Annotated in this window: 16 protein-coding genes and 1 pseudogene; 5 read left to right on the forward strand and 12 right to left on the reverse strand. The window is 69.2% G+C overall.

Translation table 11 applies throughout. From position 1 onward, the window contains the following. Positions 1-278: 278 nt before the first annotated feature. Both LN037_RS30555 and LN037_RS30560 read left to right on the forward strand, forming a co-directional pair. Positions 279-824 (forward strand): annotated as a pseudogene (locus LN037_RS30555) (acyl-CoA dehydrogenase family protein); the annotation flags it as partial. 117 nt (positions 825-941) lie between these two features. Further along, positions 942-1,358 (forward strand): alcohol dehydrogenase catalytic domain-containing protein, encoded by a 417-nt coding sequence (locus tag LN037_RS30560; RefSeq protein ID WP_230760624.1) that lies wholly within the window; start codon positions 942-944, stop codon positions 1,356-1,358. Positions 1,359-1,507: 149 nt separating this feature from the next. Here LN037_RS30560 and LN037_RS30565 read toward each other — a convergent pair whose 3' ends face one another. The 6 genes from LN037_RS30565 to LN037_RS30590 all read right to left on the reverse strand — a co-directional run bounded on the left by LN037_RS30565 (position 1,508) and on the right by LN037_RS30590 (position 8,713). After that, positions 1,508-2,638 carry a DUF3500 domain-containing protein gene (locus tag LN037_RS30565; RefSeq protein ID WP_230760626.1) on the reverse strand — a complete coding sequence of 377 codons (1,131 nt, stop codon included), beginning with the start codon at positions 2,636-2,638 and terminating at the stop codon, positions 1,508-1,510. Beyond that, a complete protein-coding gene (locus LN037_RS30570; protein WP_230760628.1) occupies positions 2,635-3,819 on the reverse strand; it encodes a vWA domain-containing protein in 1,185 nt (394 codons plus the stop codon). The genes LN037_RS30565 and LN037_RS30570 overlap by 4 nt, the downstream gene beginning before the upstream one ends. Further along, complete coding sequence (locus tag LN037_RS30575) at positions 3,816-4,676, reverse strand: AAA family ATPase (protein WP_230760630.1); 861 nt, start codon at positions 4,674-4,676, stop codon at positions 3,816-3,818. Before LN037_RS30575 ends, LN037_RS30570 begins: the two co-directional genes overlap by 4 nt. Before the next feature lie 71 nt (positions 4,677-4,747). After that, entirely contained in the window at positions 4,748-7,195 is a 2,448-nt protein-coding gene (locus tag LN037_RS30580; RefSeq protein WP_230760632.1) for a xanthine dehydrogenase family protein molybdopterin-binding subunit, read from the reverse strand. Position 7,196: 1 nt separating this feature from the next. After that, on the reverse strand, positions 7,197-7,835 hold the full coding sequence (locus tag LN037_RS30585) for a (2Fe-2S)-binding protein (protein ID WP_230760634.1): 639 nt from the start codon (positions 7,833-7,835) through the stop codon (positions 7,197-7,199). Next, positions 7,832-8,713 carry an FAD binding domain-containing protein gene (locus tag LN037_RS30590; protein ID WP_230760636.1) on the reverse strand — a complete coding sequence of 294 codons (882 nt, stop codon included), beginning with the start codon at positions 8,711-8,713 and terminating at the stop codon, positions 7,832-7,834. Before LN037_RS30590 ends, LN037_RS30585 begins: the two co-directional genes overlap by 4 nt. Here LN037_RS30590 and LN037_RS30595 point away from each other — a divergent pair. From LN037_RS30595 to LN037_RS30605, 3 genes are all read left to right on the forward strand, one after another. After that, positions 8,676-10,649, forward strand: a complete 1,974-nt coding sequence (locus LN037_RS30595; protein ID WP_230760638.1) for a helix-turn-helix domain-containing protein — start codon at positions 8,676-8,678, stop codon at positions 10,647-10,649. The genes LN037_RS30590 and LN037_RS30595 overlap by 38 nt on opposite strands. 118 nt (positions 10,650-10,767) lie before the next feature. Next, positions 10,768-11,961 carry an FAD binding domain-containing protein gene (locus LN037_RS30600; RefSeq protein ID WP_230760640.1) on the forward strand — a complete coding sequence of 398 codons (1,194 nt, stop codon included), beginning with the start codon at positions 10,768-10,770 and terminating at the stop codon, positions 11,959-11,961. Positions 11,962-12,216: 255 nt separating this feature from the next. Beyond that, positions 12,217-12,954, forward strand: a complete 738-nt coding sequence (locus LN037_RS30605) for an SRPBCC family protein (protein WP_230760642.1) — start codon at positions 12,217-12,219, stop codon at positions 12,952-12,954. Positions 12,955-13,107: 153 nt separating this feature from the next. On the opposite strand, the gene LN037_RS30610 is transcribed toward LN037_RS30605, so the two are convergent. The 6 genes from LN037_RS30610 to LN037_RS30635 form a co-directional block, all read right to left on the reverse strand. Continuing rightward, positions 13,108-13,992 carry an IS3 family transposase gene (locus LN037_RS30610; RefSeq protein WP_230760644.1) on the reverse strand — a complete coding sequence of 295 codons (885 nt, stop codon included), beginning with the start codon at positions 13,990-13,992 and terminating at the stop codon, positions 13,108-13,110. Further along, positions 13,992-14,291: a transposase gene (locus tag LN037_RS30615; RefSeq protein ID WP_230758773.1), complete on the reverse strand. Its 300-nt coding sequence runs from the start codon at positions 14,289-14,291 to the stop codon at positions 13,992-13,994. Before LN037_RS30615 ends, LN037_RS30610 begins: the two co-directional genes overlap by 1 nt. Positions 14,292-14,370: 79 nt before the next feature. Then, positions 14,371-14,655 (reverse strand): acyl-CoA dehydrogenase family protein, encoded by a 285-nt coding sequence (locus LN037_RS30620; protein ID WP_308286217.1) that lies wholly within the window; start codon positions 14,653-14,655, stop codon positions 14,371-14,373. After that, positions 14,615-15,040 (reverse strand): tautomerase family protein, encoded by a 426-nt coding sequence (locus LN037_RS30625; protein WP_230760647.1) that lies wholly within the window; start codon positions 15,038-15,040, stop codon positions 14,615-14,617. The genes LN037_RS30620 and LN037_RS30625 overlap by 41 nt, the downstream gene beginning before the upstream one ends. Before the next feature lie 28 nt (positions 15,041-15,068). Next, positions 15,069-15,824, reverse strand: coding sequence for an SDR family NAD(P)-dependent oxidoreductase (locus LN037_RS30630; protein WP_230760649.1), 756 nt, complete (start codon positions 15,822-15,824; stop codon positions 15,069-15,071). Between the two features lie 165 nt (positions 15,825-15,989). Further along, positions 15,990-17,072 (reverse strand): VOC family protein, encoded by a 1,083-nt coding sequence (locus LN037_RS30635; protein ID WP_230760651.1) that lies wholly within the window; start codon positions 17,070-17,072, stop codon positions 15,990-15,992. Between the last annotated feature and the right edge of the window lie 215 nt (positions 17,073-17,287).

The raw sequence follows: 17,287 nt of genomic DNA on the forward strand, positions 1-17,287 counted from the left end.
CCTCAAGGACCGCGACCTCGGCCGCGTCCCCGCCGCCGGCAAGACCGACGACTAGCTAGATCAACAACCGCAGAGGGGTCCGTTTTCGGCCGTCGCCAGAGGGTCCAGATTCAGGCGCCGTTGACACTGGCGCGACCCGGTCGCGGACCTACACCCGGATCTGGTCGACCGACCGGTTTGCGTCGCATGATCGCCATGCCGAGCGCGTCGGTGACCAGTTCGGTGCGCATGTTGTCGGATCGTCCCGTCGATGGGGTCGATCGGTGACTGCTACGACAACTCTGCGAGCCTCGGTGACCTCGGAACTGGTCCTCGAGCGTGTACGGCTGCCCGAGGCCGCGGCGTTCCCCGAGGTGCGAGGCCTCCGCGGACCGCTGACCTGCCTCGGTGAGGCCCGCTTCGGCATGCTCGCCGGTGTCGTCGGGGCGGCGCGCAACTGCTACGAGACCGCACTGCGCTACACCCTGGATCGCGAGCAATTCGGTGAGCCGTTGGCCGGATTCCAGCTCACGCAGCGCAAGCTGGCCGACCTCGTCGTCGAGGTCAATCGCGCCGCTCTCGGGGCCCTGCAGATCAGCCGGCTGAAGGACGCCGGACGACTGCACCACCACCAGGTCAGTTTCGGGAAGATGGCGAACGTTCGCGCAGCGCTCGAGGTCGCCCGCACGGCCCGCACGATGCTCGGCGGCAGCGGCATCACCCTCGGGTACCCCGTCTTCCGGCACATGGCGAACCTCGAGACGGTCCTCACCTACGAGGGCACCGAGGAGATGCACGCCCTGTCGATCGGGCAAGCCGTCACCGGCATCCCAGCCTTCCGATGAGGACGCGGGCTGTGACCGACCACATCGTCACGCCAGGGCGATGTCGATCTCCTCAGCGACTTCGCAGCCACCGTCAGCGACGCTCGTCACACCGCTCCGACCCATGAGGGAGTTCGCATGAAAGGCCTTGTCTACGACGGACCGAAGCAGTTCGCCTACAAGGATCAACCCGATCCAGAGCTGCGCGACGACACCGACCTGCTCCTGCGCGTCACGCACTCGACGATCTGCGGGACCGACGCGCACATCGTGGCCGGCGGCGTCCCGACGTGTCAGCCCGGCACGATCCTGGGCCACGAGGCGACCGGCATCGTCGAGGAGGTCGGGGCGTCGGTCACGAACGTCGCGGTGGGCGACCGCGTCCTGGCGACCTGCGTGAGCGCGTGCGGCTACTGCCGCTTCTGCACGGCCGGCATGTACGGCCAGTGCCTGACCGGCGGCTGGATCCTCGGCCACACCGTGAACGGGCTGCAGGCCGAGTACGCCCGCATCCCCTACGCCCGCAACTCCATCTACAAGATCCCGGAAGCGTGACCGGGGTGTCGAGGAGCTGACGGTAGACCGGGTCCAGGTCGGACAGTGAGTCGAGCCGAGAGCGGTCACCCACCTCGAACTGACCGCCCTGGGTGCCGTCCGCGACGTCGCGGACGCTGTTCGGTGAGATTGCCATGATTCTCCTCTCCTCAGGGTGTGCGGTGGAACTGCCGGCGGTGCCGCGCGAGGACGTCGTCACCGAAGTCACCCTCGGGGTCCCGCCAGACTGTGTGGACGTGGTTCACGTCGCGCTGCGTGTTGTCGTACTCGACGAGGAGGCGCGGGCCCTGGAGCCGGTAGTAGTGCGGCTGCCCGCGTTCGGTGCCACCGGCCCAGGCGAAGTGGACGTCGAGCAGCTTGTCGCCGGCGAACTTCTCCGCCTCGCGATCGGCCAGCTCCTCGGGGATGCGGTCCAGGTACACGGCGAGCAGCGAGCGGAGCTGGTCCTGCTGCTCGTCGGTCATGTCGCCCGCACGTAGTCCCTTCGGGATGTGGGTGAGCCGGACGGCCTCGTGGTGCTCGGGCCGTACCCCGGCCTTCTTCTCGGCACCCGAGTGCATGGCCTCCACCCGCTCCTTGAGACGTCGCTCCTGGAAATGGCCACGCCAGACGTCGGGAAGCGGCATCAGCAGATCGCCGTCCGCGAGATGCGGTCGGTTGCCCCCGACGATGTCGACCGGCGCGACCGGCGTGATCAGGGCGCGTGCCGCCGCCGGCCCGTCGAGCGATCGCACGAGGTCGCGCGCGAGGTCCTCGGCGCCGGCCAGGGGACGAAGGGGGTGCGGTCCGAGCAGTGGGGACGCCGCCGGGTCGGCGCCGAGGAAGAAGGGTGTACTCCCACGGACCTCGCCGTCGACGACGACGTGCTGGATCGAGACGTGGTGACCTCCGAAGCGCCACGACCACGGTTCCGAGCCACCTGGTTCGCCGAAGACCCGCAGCCAGTACAACTGCGGGTCGCGGCCGCGTTCCCGGCCCCAGTCGACCGTCCAGCCCTCGAGCTCGTCGAGGACGTTCTCCAGACCCATGATCGTCGTCGTCGTCACGTAGCCGGCGCGAGAGGTCCCCGTGCGCAGGAGCTGCATCGCGAGGCCCTGCTGGGCCGGGCGCTGGCGGGTCAGCGGGAGCCCGCCGTGGTCGGTGGGCGTGTAGTACCAGCGGTGGCGTTCCACCTCCGCGGGCCAGGGCAGCTGGGCGTCGGCGCGCTGGACCGGGTCGAGGCTCTCGAGCCAGGCCTGCGCGGCGCGCGCCATGCGGTCGGCGGGGTGCGGGGGCGTCACGCGGTCCTCCCGGAGGTCGTGGTCGTGCGGAGTGGTCGGCGTGCCACGGCGAGTGCGGCACAGAGCTCCTCGAGAGCCGCGAGGTCGTGACCGGCGAGTAGGAGGTCGACGAACGGCAGGGCGGCCGCCATCCCGCGCTGGATCGGCTCGAAGCGGGGGTCGCCCTTGAGCGGGTTCAGCCACAGCACCCGGTGGGCCGCGCGATGCACTTCTCGCACCGCGTCGCCGAGCAGCTCGGGCTCGTCGCGGTCGAGGCCGTCGGAGCAGATGACGACGACGGCGCCCCGCACCGCCCGATGGCCACCGAAGCGCTCGACCAAGGTGCCCATCGAGCTGCCGAGACGGGTGCCGCCGTCCCAGTCGTGAACGGCTGCGCTGATCCGGGTGAGCGCGGCATCGACGGCGGGCCGCGCCAGTTCCTCGGTGATGCGGGTCAGCTCGATGCCGATGGTGAACACCTCGACGTCGTGGCCGGCACGCCGGAGCGCGTGGGCGAAGCGGAGTACCGCGAGCGCGTAGGGGGCCATCGAGCCGGACACGTCGACGACAAGGGTGATCGGTCGGTCGCGCCATGGGTGACGGCGACGGGCGAGACGGATCGGCTCACCATCGGTCCGCAGCGCCGCCCGCAGCACACCGCGAGTGTCGAGGTGACGTCCACGCGCGGCCGGTACCCGCCGTCGGCTCCGTCGTCGCGGCAGGTCCACCTCGAGCCGCCGGATGAGAGCGGCCGCCCGGCGCTGATCGACCGCGGTCATGGCGGCGAACGACTTGTGCTTGAGCACCCGTACGTCGCTCGGAGTCAGGCGGGCCTCGTCGGCCTCGTCCTCGAGCGGGTCGGCGGGCTGCGGGCCGGGGGTGCTGGCCGCCTGCTCCTCACGATCGACCATGGGGACCGCGACGGGATGCGGCACCTCGACGGTGTCTCCGTCGTCGGTCTCCCCGAGCACCGAACGGCGGAAGGCGGCGTCGAAGGCGGCGAAGTGGCGCCGGTCGCCGACGAGGACGACACGGCCCGCCCAGTACAGATCGCGGAGCCGGAGCCCGTCGAGGCGGTGGAGAGCGGTCCAGAGCGCGGTGGTCTGCTCCGGGCCCACCGGCACGTCGTGGCGTCGGAGTTCGGCCGCGAGATCGACGCAGGTCCGAGACGTGAGCTCGACCGCCTCCTCGACGGTGTTCATGGAGCGCTGGGAACCAGATCGGCCATGCGCTCGGCGACACGCTGCTGGTCGTCGACGTCCTTGATGAGCGCGCTGAGGGTGGCCGCGGCGTCCTGCGGCGACAGCGTGGCCGAACCGACCATGGCCAGAGCGCTCGCCCAGTCGATCGTCTCCCCGACACCGGGAGGGCTGCCCAGCACGACCGCTCGGATGCGCGCGACGCTGTCGGCGACCTGACGCGCGAGCTCGGGCGCCACGTGGGGAGCCCGGGCCCGCAGAATGCGGTACTCCCGCTCGGCACCGGGATGAGCCACCCAGTGGTACAGGCAGCGCCGACGGAGCGCCGTGTGCAGGTCACGGGTGCGGTTCGAGGTCAGCACCACCAACGGCGGAGAGGGCGCGGCGACCCGGCCGATCTCGGGGATCGTCACCGCGAAGTCCGAGAGCAACTCGAGCAGGAACGCCTCGAACTCGTCGTCGGCGCGGTCGATCTCGTCGATGAGCAGGACGGCGCGGTCGCCGGCTTCGAGGGCAGTCAAGAGCGGCCGGGGTAGCAGGTAGTCGCGGGTGAACACGTCGGCCGAGGACGACGATCCACCGCGGACATCGAGCAGCTGGCGGGCGTAGTGCCAGTCGTAGAGGGCCTGGGTCGCGTCGAGTCCCTCGTAGCACTGCAGACGGACCAGATCACGACCCAGCAGCTGCGCGAGGGCGGACGCCACCTCGGTCTTCCCGACGCCGTTGGCTCCCTCGAGCAGCAATGGACGGTCGAGCCCGAGCGCCAGGTGCACGGCCATGGCGAGTGCGTCGTCGGCGAGGTAGCCGATGCCCTCCAGTCCCTCGGCGATCTCGGCCGGCGATCGGAACGATGACGGCAACGCAATTCCTCCGGTCTGGGTGGGAGAGGAACCGGCCCGGCGCACCCCAGGGGCGCGCCGGACCGGGTCGATCACTGCCGCGCGTCGATGGCGTCCTGGACCGTCTCGACGATGGTCGCGGGACGCACCGGCAGTTCCTGCACGTGCATGCCGTACTCGGCGAGGGCGTCGTCGACCGCGGCCGAGACCACCGAGGGGGTCACCATCCGGCCGCCCTCGCCGCCACCCTTGATGCCGTACTCGGTGTACGGCGAGGGCGTCTCGACGTGTCCGATCCGGAACGGGGGCACCTCGTTCGCCGACGGCACGAGGTAGTCGAGGAAGGTCGCCGAGTTGAACTGTCCCTCGGTGTCGTAGGCCAGTTCCTCGTAGAGCGAGGTCCCCAGACCCTGAGCGGACCCGCCCGTCACGTGACCGCCGAGGCTCTTCGGGTTCACGACCGTGCCGGCGTCGTGGACGGCGACGTAGTCGAGGAACGAGCAGCGCCCGGTGTCGGGGTCGACCTCCATGACCGCGATGTGGCAGGCGTGTCCCATGATCGGGTAGAAGACACCGAGGTCGGAGCGGTCCGCGGACGGCAACGTCGTGTACGGGTGGTCGTAGGTGTAGGCCTCCTCGAGGCCGCTTTCCATGCCGGGCGGGAGGTTGAGCGCGAAGAAGTAGGCCGAGGCGGCCAGGTCGGGGATGCCCAGCGAGCGCTCGGGGGCGCCCACCACCTGGACGCGCCCGTCGACGAGTTCGAGGTCGTCAGCCGAGACCTCGAGGCTGTGGGCCGCGATGTCGATGAGCTTCTTCTTGAGCTTGCGCGAGGCGCCGCGCACCGCCCCGGCCACCATGACGGTGTAGCGGCTTCCGCCGGGTCCTGTGCCCGGCAGTGCCCGGGAGGTGTCGGCGTAGGAGACGTTGACCGACTCGGGCTCGACGCCGAACTCCTCGGCGAGCACCGTGGTGGACACCGTCTCGGGGCTGTTGCCCCACATCGCCTGGCAGTGCAGGAGCAGCTGGAACTGCCCGGCCGGGTCGATGGTGATGGTGGCGCTCTCGGGACTCGACGTGATCGGGAACGCCGGCTCGTCGAACCAGAACCAGAACTCGGTGGAGGAGAACACCGAGCGCTCCTGCGTGGTGGCGATCCCGAGGCCGATGTAGCGGCCCTCCTCCTCCCGCAGGCGCTTCTTCTCCCGGCGCCAGTGCTCGACGTCGATCATGGAGAGTGCCCGGTCGAGGACCTCGGGGTAGTTCCCGCTGTCGTAGACGTTACCGCCGGGGATCTTGTAGGGGAACTCCTCGGGCTGGATGAAGTTGCGACGACGGATCTCCTCGGGCGCAAGCCCGAGCTTCTTCGCGCCCTGCTCCACGAGGCGCTCCAGGACCCAGTTGTGCACCTCCGAGCCGAAGCCCCGGTAGGCGCCCTGCTGGCACTTGTTCGTCAGCGCGGCGCGCAGCTTGTAGCGCAGGTCGCGGAAGCGGTAGGGCCCGGTGGCCTGCGAGAGCGCGTTCCCGTGGGTGCCGACACCGAACTGCAGGTAGGCGCCGTAGTCGTCCACGACGTCGACGTCGAGGCCGGTGATCATCCCGTCCTCGGTGAACCCCATCCTCGCCTCGTAGTAGCGGTCCGAGGCGTGGTGATCGGAGTTCATGAGGTGGTCGAGGCGGTCCTCGACGTAGGAGACCGGGCGCCCGGTCCGCAGCGCGAGGAACGCGGCGAGGGTGGGCACCTTGTGCGCGGTGAACTTGCTGCCGAAGCTGCCGCCCGCGGCGACGGGCTGCATCTTGAGCTTGTTCGACGGGATGCGCAGGGCCCCGGCGACGAGGAACTGCAGGTAGCTGAAGTTGAGCGAGTTGCAATAGACCTCGAGCACGCCGTTGGTACCCGGGCGGGCGATCGCCCCGCTGGTCTCCATGGGCATGCCGGCCGACCGGCCCCAGTGCAGGGTGTCGGAGACGACGAGGTGAGCGTCGTCCAATGCCTTGGTGATGTCGCCGAACTCGAAGGTCCGCTCGTAGCCGAGGTTGCTGCCGTGTTCGTCGTGAAGCAGCGCAGCGTCGGGCTCGAGGGCCGCGTGCGGGTTGGTGACCGCGGGCAGCTCGTCGAACTCGACCTCGAGGGCCTCGATCCCGTCCTCGGCGACGTAGCGGCTCTCGGCGACGACCACGGCGACGCACTCGCCGACGTACCGCACCTTGTCCACCGCGATCGGGTACTGCGAGATGGTCGACGGCCCGAAGTTCATGCACGGGTTCATGTGCGCCTTGCAGTCCTCACCGGTGAGGACCGCGATGACACCCGGGATCGCCTCGGCCCCGGAGGTGTCGATGGAGGCGATGCGGGCGTGGGGCAGGGGGCTGCGCAAGATCGCGGCGTGAAGCAGGCCCTGCATCTTCATGTCGGCTACGTAGCCGCCACGGCCGACGAGCAGGCGTGGGTCCTCGACTCGCTTGCGATCGCTCCCGATGTACTTGTACGCGGGCTTCGTGCCGCCGTGGGTGACGGCGGTCGGCTCCTGGGTCGCGGTCATGTCAGCCCCTCTGCTCGGTGCCGGCCGGGCCGTCGAACCCGGGTGCGCGGTCGATGTCGGTCGCCTGCTCGGTCTCCGCGCCGTCCACCGCCGAGGTACCGACGCCGTCGTGGGTGCCGGCTCCGCCGTTGGCGCCACGGCTCAGCTTGCGGCCGGCGTTCTGCACCGCGTTGACGATGTTCTGGTAGCCCGTGCACCGGCACAGGATTCCGGAGATGTCGCTCCGGACCTCGGCGTCGCTGCGCTCCCGTCCGTCAGCGAGGATCTCCTTCGCCCGCAACACCATGGCGGGCGTGCAGAACCCACACTGGAGGCCTTGCTCCTCGGCGAAGCTCTGCTGGATGGGGTGCAGGTCGTTCTGGTCGGCGGAGAGCGACTCGACCGTCTCGACCTCGTGCCCACGGGCCTGGACGGCCAGCATGAGACAAGCACGGACGGACTCCCCGTCGAAGAGCACCGTGCAACACCCGCACACGCCGTGCTCGCAGCCGAGGTGCACACTGACCAGGTCCAGATCCTCGCGCAGGAAGTCCGACAGCGTCGTGCGGGTCGACACGGCGCGGGTGACCTCACGGCCGTTGACCAGCAGCGTGATCGTGCGGGTGTCGGTCGCGGTCGCCGGGTTCTCCGCGGTGGTCACGAGGCACTCCTGTTCTGCGCGTCGGCGGCGGCGGCCGCGACCGCGCGGGTGACGACGGTGGTGGCGAGGTGCCGGCGGTACCGGCTGGTGGCGTGCATGTCGCTGCTGAGGGTCACCGCGTCGCCGATCTGGCGCGCCGCGTCCTTGATGACGTCCGACGTGGCCGCGCGCCCGAGAAGGGCCTCCTCGATCGCGCGGGCGCGCACCGGTTTCGTGGTGATACTGCCGACGCCGATCGCGACGGACGTGAATCGACCGTCGGCGTCGACCTCGGCGACGGCGCCTGCGGACGCGAGCGCGAAGTCGCCCTCGCGACGCGCGAACTCGGTGAACGCGGAGCCCGCCGTGGGCGAGGTGACCGGGTAGCGGATCGCCACCACGAGCTCGTCGGGCTCGCAGGCGTTGGTGAGGAAGCCCTGGAAGAAGTCGGTGGCAGCGATCTGACGTTCACCGCGCTCACTGCGGACCACGATCACGGCGTCGAGGGTCACTGCGGTACAGGGAAGTTCGGCGGCGGCGTCGGCGTGCGCGATGCTCCCGCCGACGGTGCCACGGTGTCGGTTCTCGATGTGCCCGATGTGCGGCATCGCCGCGGCGATCAACGGCACCGCCACCGCCGCTTCGCTGTGCGCCTCGAGCACCGACTGCCGGACACCGGCACCGATCTCGAGGGTTCCGTTGATGCGCCCGATGTGCTGCAGGTCCGTGACCCCGTTGATGTCGATCAGTACCTCGGGACCGGCCAGCCGCATGTTGAGCATCGGCATGAGGCTCTGACCCCCGGCGAGGACCAGGGCATCGAACTCGTGCTGGGACTTGAGCGCGACCGCTTCCTCGAGGGTGTCCGGGTCGCAGTACAAGAACCGAGGCGGCTTCATCGCCACGTCCCCTCGTCGTGAACGGTCCGACCGCGCGGGCGGCCGGAGGTGTGGTGGTCTGCCGGGGCCTAAGGGCCCTGCTCGGATCAACGTACGCTGGGTCACACTCGTCAGGACTGTGCACAGCCACATCGTCTGTGGGCATCGATGGGGAACTCCCCAGCCGGGGTGGGAGGGAAAGAGCGTGTTGACCTTCCGTGGCAACGAGGTGCGGCGTTGGCTGGCCGGAGTGGGCGCAATTGCGGAAGCGGTGGCGGCACAACGTCCGCTCTCGGAACTCCTCGACCTGATCGCGCGGACGGCGTGTGAGCTCACGGGCTACGAGGGAGCGGGGGTGCTGCTGGCCGACGACGTCCGCGAACGCCTGATCATCCGCGGCTCGCACGGGCTGACGCCCGGATACGTCGAGCGGGTGAATGGCGGCCTGACCATCGAGCTCGGCTCCGGGCCGCTCGCGGACGGGCCGTCGAGCCGTGCGTTCCGACAGGCCGAACCCGTTCCCATCGCCGACATCCGCGGCGATCGCACGTTCGAGCCCTGGTCGAAGCTCGCCACCGACCACGAGTGGCGCGCGATCGTCGCCGTACCGCTCATGGTCGCGGGCGAGCCGGTCGGCACCCTGAACTGCTATCGCAACCAGGTCCACGAGTTCGGTGACGACGAGCTCGCCCTGCTCGCGACCCTCGCCAGCCAGGCCGGCACCGCGCTACAGAGCGCGCGCCTGATCCGCTCGCTGACCGAACAGAGCGACATGCTCGAGCAGGCCGAGGACATCCACCGGGAACTGACCGCGGTCGCTCTGCGCTCCGGGGACATCCAGGGCGTCACCGAGGCTCTCGCGGGGCTGTTGGCCCGGCCCGTCCTCGTCACCGACGACGCCGGCGCCGTCGCCGCCAATGCGCACTTCGAGGGCGTCCTGCTCGACCCCGAGAAGGAACCCGTGGGCCTGTCGACCGAGTGGATCGACGAGGACGCAGCGTCGGGAAGGATCACGGTGCCGGTCCGGCTCGGGCGTGAGACCGTCGCCCGGCTCTGGCTTCCCGGGCGTCTGGCCGACCTCACCGAGCTGCAACGCCGGGCCCTCGAGCATGCAGCCGTGGTGTGCGCTCTCGAGGCGCTCCGCACTCGCACCGCCATCGACGTGGAGTGGCGTCTGCGCGGCGACCTCCTGACCGATCTCCTGTCTGAGACCTCGAGCGCGGCCTCGGTGACGGCCCGCGCCGCGGCGTTGGGTCACGACCTCGCGCGGCCGCACACCGTTATGCTCGCGGCCCCCGACGTCCCCGCCGCCGCCAATCGCTCACGCCTCCTGCTCGGCGCGACCCAGACCGTGGCCGATCGCTGTGAACCCAGGCCTCTCGTCACCTCCTGGGGCGAGCACGTGATCGTGCTGTGGCCCGACACGCGGACCGGGATAGCAGCCGCCGATGCAGCCCGGGAGCTCCGATCCGCCAGCCGACGAACCCTTGGTAGCACCACCATCACCGTGACCGTCGGGCATCGCTGCGAGGAGGTCGATGCCGTCCGCTCGGCGGTGCGGACGGCCCGAGGCGCTCTCGAACTCGCGCGGCTGCACGGGTCCGATCGCATCGTCACCCTCCCCGACCTCGGGGTCTACGGACTTCTTCTACAGCTCAACGACCCCCGGGAGCTGGTGCGGTTCATCGAGCACACCCTGCGTCCCCTCCGCGAGTACGACGAGCGGAAGAAGGCCACCCTCGTGGCGACGCTGCGGGTCTTCCTCGACCAGAGGATGAACGTCGCGCGCACCGCCGGGGCGCTCTTCGTTCATCCCAACACGGTGGCTCTGCGACTGAAGCGAGTGGAGGAGCTGATCGACATCTCCGTCCAGCAGCCCGAGGATCTCCTCCGCGTCAAGGTCGCCCTCATGGCGGAGGACGTCCTCGGCACCGGGACTCCCTCGAACAGCGCCTGAGGCGCGCCTGTCGAGAGGCACAGCGTCTTCACCCGAATCTGTGGACGCCCACAACGCCGTGGCCGCGTCCGGTCGTCACGATGTGACGACGACCGCAGCAAGCCAGGGAGGACTCGGCGTGCATTCGTACGAAGGCTCACGTGCCGTCGTGGTGGGCGGCTCCATCGGTGGACTCACCAGCGCGCTCCTGCTGCGCGAGCTCGGCTTCACGGTCGACGTGTTCGAGCGGACCCCTGAGGAACTCGACCACCGGGGCGGCGGCATCGTCCTGCAACCGATCACTATGAAGTGGTTCGACGGACGCAGCTCTCGCAAGATCGAGCAGCTGAGCACCCACAGCAGCCGACTCCGCTACCTCGGCGCGAACAACGAGGTGCTCCACGACGAGCCCGCGGAATGGCGGTACACGTCCTGGGGGACGGTCTATCGCGCCCTGCTCGCCGACTTCGGACGGGACCACTACTTCCTCGGTGAGCACTGCGCCGGCTTCTCCCAGGACGACGATCACGTCGAGGTGCGCTTCGTCAGCGGGCGGGTCGAGTCAGCAGACCTGGTCGTGTTCGCCGACGGCATCAGCTCCACTGCGCGCCGCCGGATGTTCCCCGATCTCACCCGCCAGTACTCGGGATACGTGGGGTGGCGGGGCACTGTCCGCGAGGACCAGGTGAGCCGCGAGACCTACGCAGCCCTCGACGACGGCCTGAACTACGCGCTCGCCCCGAACACGCACATCGTCATATACCAGATTCCCGGTTGGGACGGCGAGCTCGCGCCGGGAGCGCGGTTGTTGAACTACGTGTGGTATCGCAATGTCCCCGACGGGCCTGAGCTCCAAGAACTGACGACGAACACTCTCGGATTCGAGGCTCCGGTCTCGGTGCACCCCGGCGGGGTCCAGCAGCGCTACGTCGACGAGGTCCGCCGCTCTGCGCAGGAGCTCCTCCCGCCCGCACCCGCCGAGGTCGTCGTGACCACCGAACAGCCCTACGTCCAGGTCGTGTTCGACACGCGCATCCCGGGAATGATCGACGGCCGGGTCGCGATCGTCGGAGACGCCGCCTTCGCCGCACGCCCTCATGCCGCGGCCGGCACGGCCAAGGCCGCCGACGACGCCTGGAACCTCTACGAACACCTGGGCGCCGCGGGTGGCGACATCCCGACGGCCCTCAAACAGTGGGAGCCGGGTCAGCTCGAGCTCGGCAATCAACTCATCGATCGCGTCTCCGTCATGGGCCGCCGCTCCCAGTTCGACAACACCTGGCGGGCTGACGACACCACCCTGCGCTTCGGGCTCTACGGGCCCGGGGTCTGACGCCGAGCTGACCGGACCCGGACCTCGTCGTCCGGACAGAGGATTCGGGCTGTTCCTCTGGGCAGTCGAGGGAACCTTCGTCCTGACGATCGTCGCGGCAGTCCTGGTCGCGCTGACCGTGGAGCCGGCCGCGTAGGCGTCCGCGGTGTTCACAGGCCTACTGCTGGCCGCCTGGGTCTGGATTGCTCGCACGTTCGACGAGCCCTGACCGAACTCCGCCCATCTCACATACCATTCCTGGCCTGGAGGCCTCTCGTGCAGTTGGAGAACGAATTCACCGTGCCGGTGGACATCGACACCGTGTTCCGTGCACTCAACGACCCGGAGAAGGTGACCCCCTGTTTTCCGGGCGCGACGCTGACGTCAGCGGAGGGGGACGATTTCACCGGCAACGTCAAGGTCAAGCTCGGCCCGATCTCGATGACCTACAAGGGTAAGGGCACCTTTATCGAACGCGACGAGACCGGCCACAAGGTCGTCGTCGTCGCGCAGGGCCGCGACTCGCGCGGGAACGGCACCGCCTCCGCGAAGGCCACGCTGACCATGGTCGAAGCCGCTCCGGGCAACACCAAGGTCACTGTCCTGACCGAGATGCAGGTGACGGGAAAGCCAGCACAGTTCGGGCGAGGCGTCATGGCCGATGTCGGCGACAAGATCCTCGACCAGTTCGCGACATGTCTCGCCGACGAGTTCGGTCAGCAGTCGAATGCCTCGTCGGCCGCTGGCGGCAACCATCCACGGGCGTCGGCAGGCAGCGCGGCGACGTCCGCTCTCCCCACCGCTGCGACCACCGGCGCCTCGCCGGCCGCGGCCGCGGCTGCTCGCGGGCAGGGAGCGACCGCGGGGACGGCTCGCCCGCCCCGCGAGCAGGCCGAGGCCCTCGACCTTCTCGAGGTGTCCCGCGGGGCCCTGATCAACCGCCTGGTTCCGCTGGGCGTGGCCGCCCTGGTCGCGATCATCGTGGCCGTCGTCGTTGGTCGGCGTTCTCGCTGATCTGCCAGGTCAGCACCTGCGATCGCACGTCGCCCGATCGTCTTCCAGGGTGAGGTGTGAGTCGATCTTCGATTGTTCGACCGTCGGAGGATCGCGGGCAAGGGAGGAAGCAAACGAGCTTGCCCCCGTAGACCGGACACCTGGAGTGTGGGGTCAGTGATCTTGGTCGGGGTCGGTGTGGCGGGCCTCGAAGTCGACCGGTGAAAGCATTCCGATGCTGGAATGGCGTCTGATCGGGTTGTACCAGCACTCTATCCACTCGAAGATCCCGGTCGCAAGTTCAGTTCGTGATTCCCACTTGCGGGAGTCGAGCAGTTCGAGTTGCATCGTGCCCCAGAACGATTCCATCATCGAGTTGTCGTAACAGTCACCGATCGAACCCATCGACGGGACGATCCCCGCCTCGACCAGACGCCGCCCGAACGCCCACGACGTGAATTGCGACCCGTGGTCGGAGTGCAGGACCGTGGAGCCGTCGCCGACCGGTTTCCGGCGCAGGATCGCCATACCGAGGGCGTCGGTGACCAGTTCGGTGCGCATGTTGTCATCGATCGACCAGCCCACGACCCGTCGTGAATACACGTCGAGGACCGCGGCGCAGTAGACCTTTCCTTCCCTGGTGTGGTGTTCGGTGATGTCGGTGACCCACAGCCAGTCCGGGCCGGCGGCGGTGAAGTCCCGGTCGACCAGGTCCGGGTAGGGGTCGGCAGCCGGGTCACGTCGGGTGCAGCCGCGGGTGCGGCGCCGGTAGAGGCCCTGCAGCCCGGCCTCGCGCATCAGCCGGGCCACCCGCTTGCGGTTGACCCGCTCGCCGAGCCCGAGGACCAGCTCGGCGTGCACCCGCGGCGCACCGTAGGTGCCGCGGGACTCGCTGTGGATCTTCTCGATCACCTTGGCCAGCAACTCGTTCTGCTGGGCGCGCCCCGATTTCACCCCGGTCCGCCATTCGTAGTATCCGGAGCGGGAAACGTTCAGGACCCGGCAGGCCACCGTGACGTCGATGCCGTCGTCGGCGAGTTCACAGACCAGCGGGAACACTACTTTGGGAGGACGTTCTCCTTCGCGAAGTACGCCGCGGCCCGCTTGACGATCTCGAGTTCGACCTCGAGTCGTTTCGTCTTCTTCCGCAGCTCGGCGAGCTCGGCTCGCTCATCAGTGCTCAAGCGGCCCTGCTCGACGCCGTTCTTGCCGTCGTCGGCGTCGGCCTGGGCCATCCAATTCCGCAGGCAGGACTCAGAAATCGAGAGCTCTTTCGCGATCTGGGCGACCGGTTGCTCGCCCAGACGGGCAAGCTCGACCGCTCGCCGCCGGAACTCAGGCGCGTGTGGGGCAGGCACGAAGATGATCCTCCCTGGCGGACCGGGTCCACCTCACACGAGGTGTCCGGTGGGAGGGGTCAAGCTCAATCACGGGTCCTCAGCCCGGGTGTTCGCGACCGAAGATCTGGCGGGCGATCACCCAGCGCTGGACCTCGTTCGCGTCCCCGTAGATCTCACCGATCTCCGAGTCGCGGCAGATGGCTTCGACCGGACCCTCGGCATCGTCGTCGTCGCGCTGCGCGGTGAAGCCCAGTCCGTCGTGCGCCTGGAGCTCGTCACGTGCGATGTCCACGGCGAGCTCGGCGCCGGTGAACTTGGCCGGCCCCGCATTCGGAGGCTGCTCAGGACCGGGACGCCACTGAAGCGCGGGCGGCGATCTCACCGGCCCGGGTCGTGCTCGCCGGCACGCCGCCGATCCCCCAGTCGCCCGGATCGAGCTGGATGATCTGCCCGCGGATGGACGCTCGGTCCGCACCCAGGACCTCGATCACGGTGTCGGTCAGCGCCGCGAGCAACCTGTCGCGCTGCTCGACGGGTCGACCTGCGAGAACGAAGGCCGTGAAGAAGGGCGCAGGAGCGGCGCCGGCGGACACGAGCTCTCCGGCGACCGCGACCGTGTCGGGGTCGTAGAGATGGGCGAAAGCACGCACCCGCTCCATCGGCGACTCGAGCACCTGGGAGTAGGCACGGCTCGCCGCTGTCAGGAGCTCACCGATCTGCGCCGTCGAGTAGTGGTCGCGAACGAGGTGGAAGTGCGCGATGGGCATGCCGTCCTCCGAGGTCAGTGTGAGATGGTCAGACGAGGCCGTGTCGCACCCCGCCGTCGAGAGTGATGACGGCTCCGTGCAGCGCAGCCGCTTCGGGAGCCAGCAGCGATGCGACGAACCAGGCGATCTCCTCGGCCGTTGGTAGCCGGCCCGAGGAGGTCCTCCCGGTGTAGGTCTCGAGGACCTCCTCGACGGACACTCCTCGCTCCTCCGCCGCCGTGGCCGCGAGGTCGTGCAACCGAGGACTGTCGATCGGCCCCGGCGCCAGTGTGTGGGTGGTGACGCCGCGCGGGCCCCACAGCAGGCCGAGCTGTCGCATGAGGTTGAACAGGCCGGCGTTGGCGACGCCCGGCCCTGCCGCCGAGGCGTTGGGCTCCAGCCCGAGTGACCCCGCGACCGCCACCAGGCGGCTTCCCTCGACCAGACGTTCGCGTACGCCGTTGACCATCCGCACCATGCCGGCGACCTTGATGTTGGTTGCGGTCGCCAACGCCGAGGGCTCGATGACGTCGAGCGATCCCTTCACGGGGAGCGCGGCCGCGAAGACGGCCATGCGGACCGGTCCTGACAGCGCGGACGCCAGCGCGGCACTGGCGGCGTCCTCGCCGATGTCTGCGATGCACGGTTCGACGAGGGGCTCCGTGGCGGCCAGATCGTCGAGTTCCTGTCGCCGGCGTCCCACGGCGACGACCGGGACTCCAGCCTTGGTGAGGCTTCGGGTGATCGCCGTACCCATGGTTCCCGTCGCTCCGACGACGACGACACTGCCTGCGGTTTCGTTCACGCCCCCAGCGTCTGCGGGGTGAAGCTGCCCGGACAACGGATGTTCAGGATGTCGGTACGCCCGGCGGACCTACCCCGAAACGGTTCAGGGACCCGGACGTCGGGACCCGGATACGTACTTGGGCCCGGCGCCGCACTGCGGCGCCGGGCCAGAGGGGAATGAGAGTCAGCCGACGGGCGCTCCACTCACGTGCTCGGATCGCTCGAGGGCTTCCGGTAGGGCGTCCGCGGCTGCTTGCGCGTCGGCGTTGCTGGACGCACCGCTGAACTGCACGATGTGATCAGTCAGGCTCAGCTTGCTCGGCGTGCCATAGGTGAAGTAGGTCTCCCACGGCAACTTGGCTCCCCCGATGGCGAGCCCCGTGTCGATGTCCGACATCTCCCAGGTGCGGGTCTCCCAGTCCGGCTCGAACTGCAGGACGCCGCTGTCACCGAAGAGCTCGATGCGGTTGCCGCCGGGCTCGAAGACGTAGAGGAACGAGCCCTGGGTGATACCGTGCTTGTCCGGGCCCGCCTCGATGGCGATGTCGTAGTCCCGGAACATCTCCGCGGCGTCGAGATTGTGCTGTGGAATCCCGTAGAACATCGCGACATGGTGGAAACGCCCCCGCTCGCCGAGCGTGTCGCGCATGCAGGCGACCTCGTGGCCCACCAGGTTCGTGCTCATCCAGGCGCCGATCTCGACATCACCATCCACGACGCGCTCGCGGGTCTCGAATCCCAGGTGACGCTCGAACGACTTCTTCAGCGGGGTGACGTCGCTGGCCATCAGGTTCAGGTGGTCGATGCGCTTGACCGGGAGTCCCTGCAGCGGCCGCTTCGAGGGCCGAGTCAGAATCTTGCTCTGCAGCTCCTTCGGTGCTCGGTACTTCTCGGCCTCCCAGACCAGCGACAGGTGGTGGCCGTCGGGGCTCTCGAACTCCAGGGTCTTGCCGTAGCCGAAGTCCCCGTCGCTCCAGCGGTAGTCGACGTTGTCGTCCTTCAGCGACTGTGCACGGCGCTCAAGGGCCTCCGGCGAGGACGTGCGCAACGCGGCGTGGCCCATCCCGGCCTGCGGCGCCTCGGTCACCTTGATGCTCCACTGGTACGGGTCCTCGTAGGCCCGCAGGTAGACCGACTGCCCCTCGCGGTGGGTCTCGTACATCCCCAGCAGCTTGGTGAAGAACCACAGGGTGCCGTCGGGATTCGGGGTGAACAGCTCGGTCCGGGCGAGGTGGGCGATCTCGTGCCGAGGACTGGTCTCGCTCATCAGCGTCTTCTCCTTCGCGGTGCCGCGGCACCAGGCGGGCGTCGTACGGTCGCCCGTCCTCCGGGTCTGGGTCCTGACCCAGTCCGGCTGCGGGGGTACCGAGCTCGATGGTGGGCGGTGGGCCGAGGCGCAACCATCGCCGTCCGGCGAATCGGAATCGGCCGCCGTGCTCGGTCGCGCCCGGTTCCGGGATGCCGACGTGCGGCTCCCCTCAC

This window comes from Actinomycetospora soli, from assembly GCF_021026295.1.
In the GTDB taxonomy this organism is placed as follows: Bacteria; Actinomycetota; Actinomycetes; order Mycobacteriales; family Pseudonocardiaceae; genus Actinomycetospora; species Actinomycetospora soli.

Bases quoted from the DNA above. Each gene is read 5' to 3' on its own strand.
- LN037_RS30560 (WP_230760624.1), top strand. From the start codon at position 942: ATGAAAGGCCTTGTCTACGACGGACCGAAGCAGTTCGCCTACAAGGAT.
- LN037_RS30570 (WP_230760628.1), bottom strand. From the start codon at position 3,819: ATGAACACCGTCGAGGAGGCGGTCGAGCTCACGTCTCGGACCTGCGTC.
- LN037_RS30580 (WP_230760632.1), bottom strand. From the start codon at position 7,195: ATGACCGCGACCCAGGAGCCGACCGCCGTCACCCACGGCGGCACGAAG.
- LN037_RS30590 (WP_230760636.1), bottom strand. From the start codon at position 8,713: ATGAAGCCGCCTCGGTTCTTGTACTGCGACCCGGACACCCTCGAGGAA.
- LN037_RS30625 (WP_230760647.1), bottom strand. From the start codon at position 15,040: ATGCCCATCGCGCACTTCCACCTCGTTCGCGACCACTACTCGACGGCG.
- LN037_RS30635 (WP_230760651.1), bottom strand. From the start codon at position 17,072: ATGAGCGAGACCAGTCCTCGGCACGAGATCGCCCACCTCGCCCGGACC.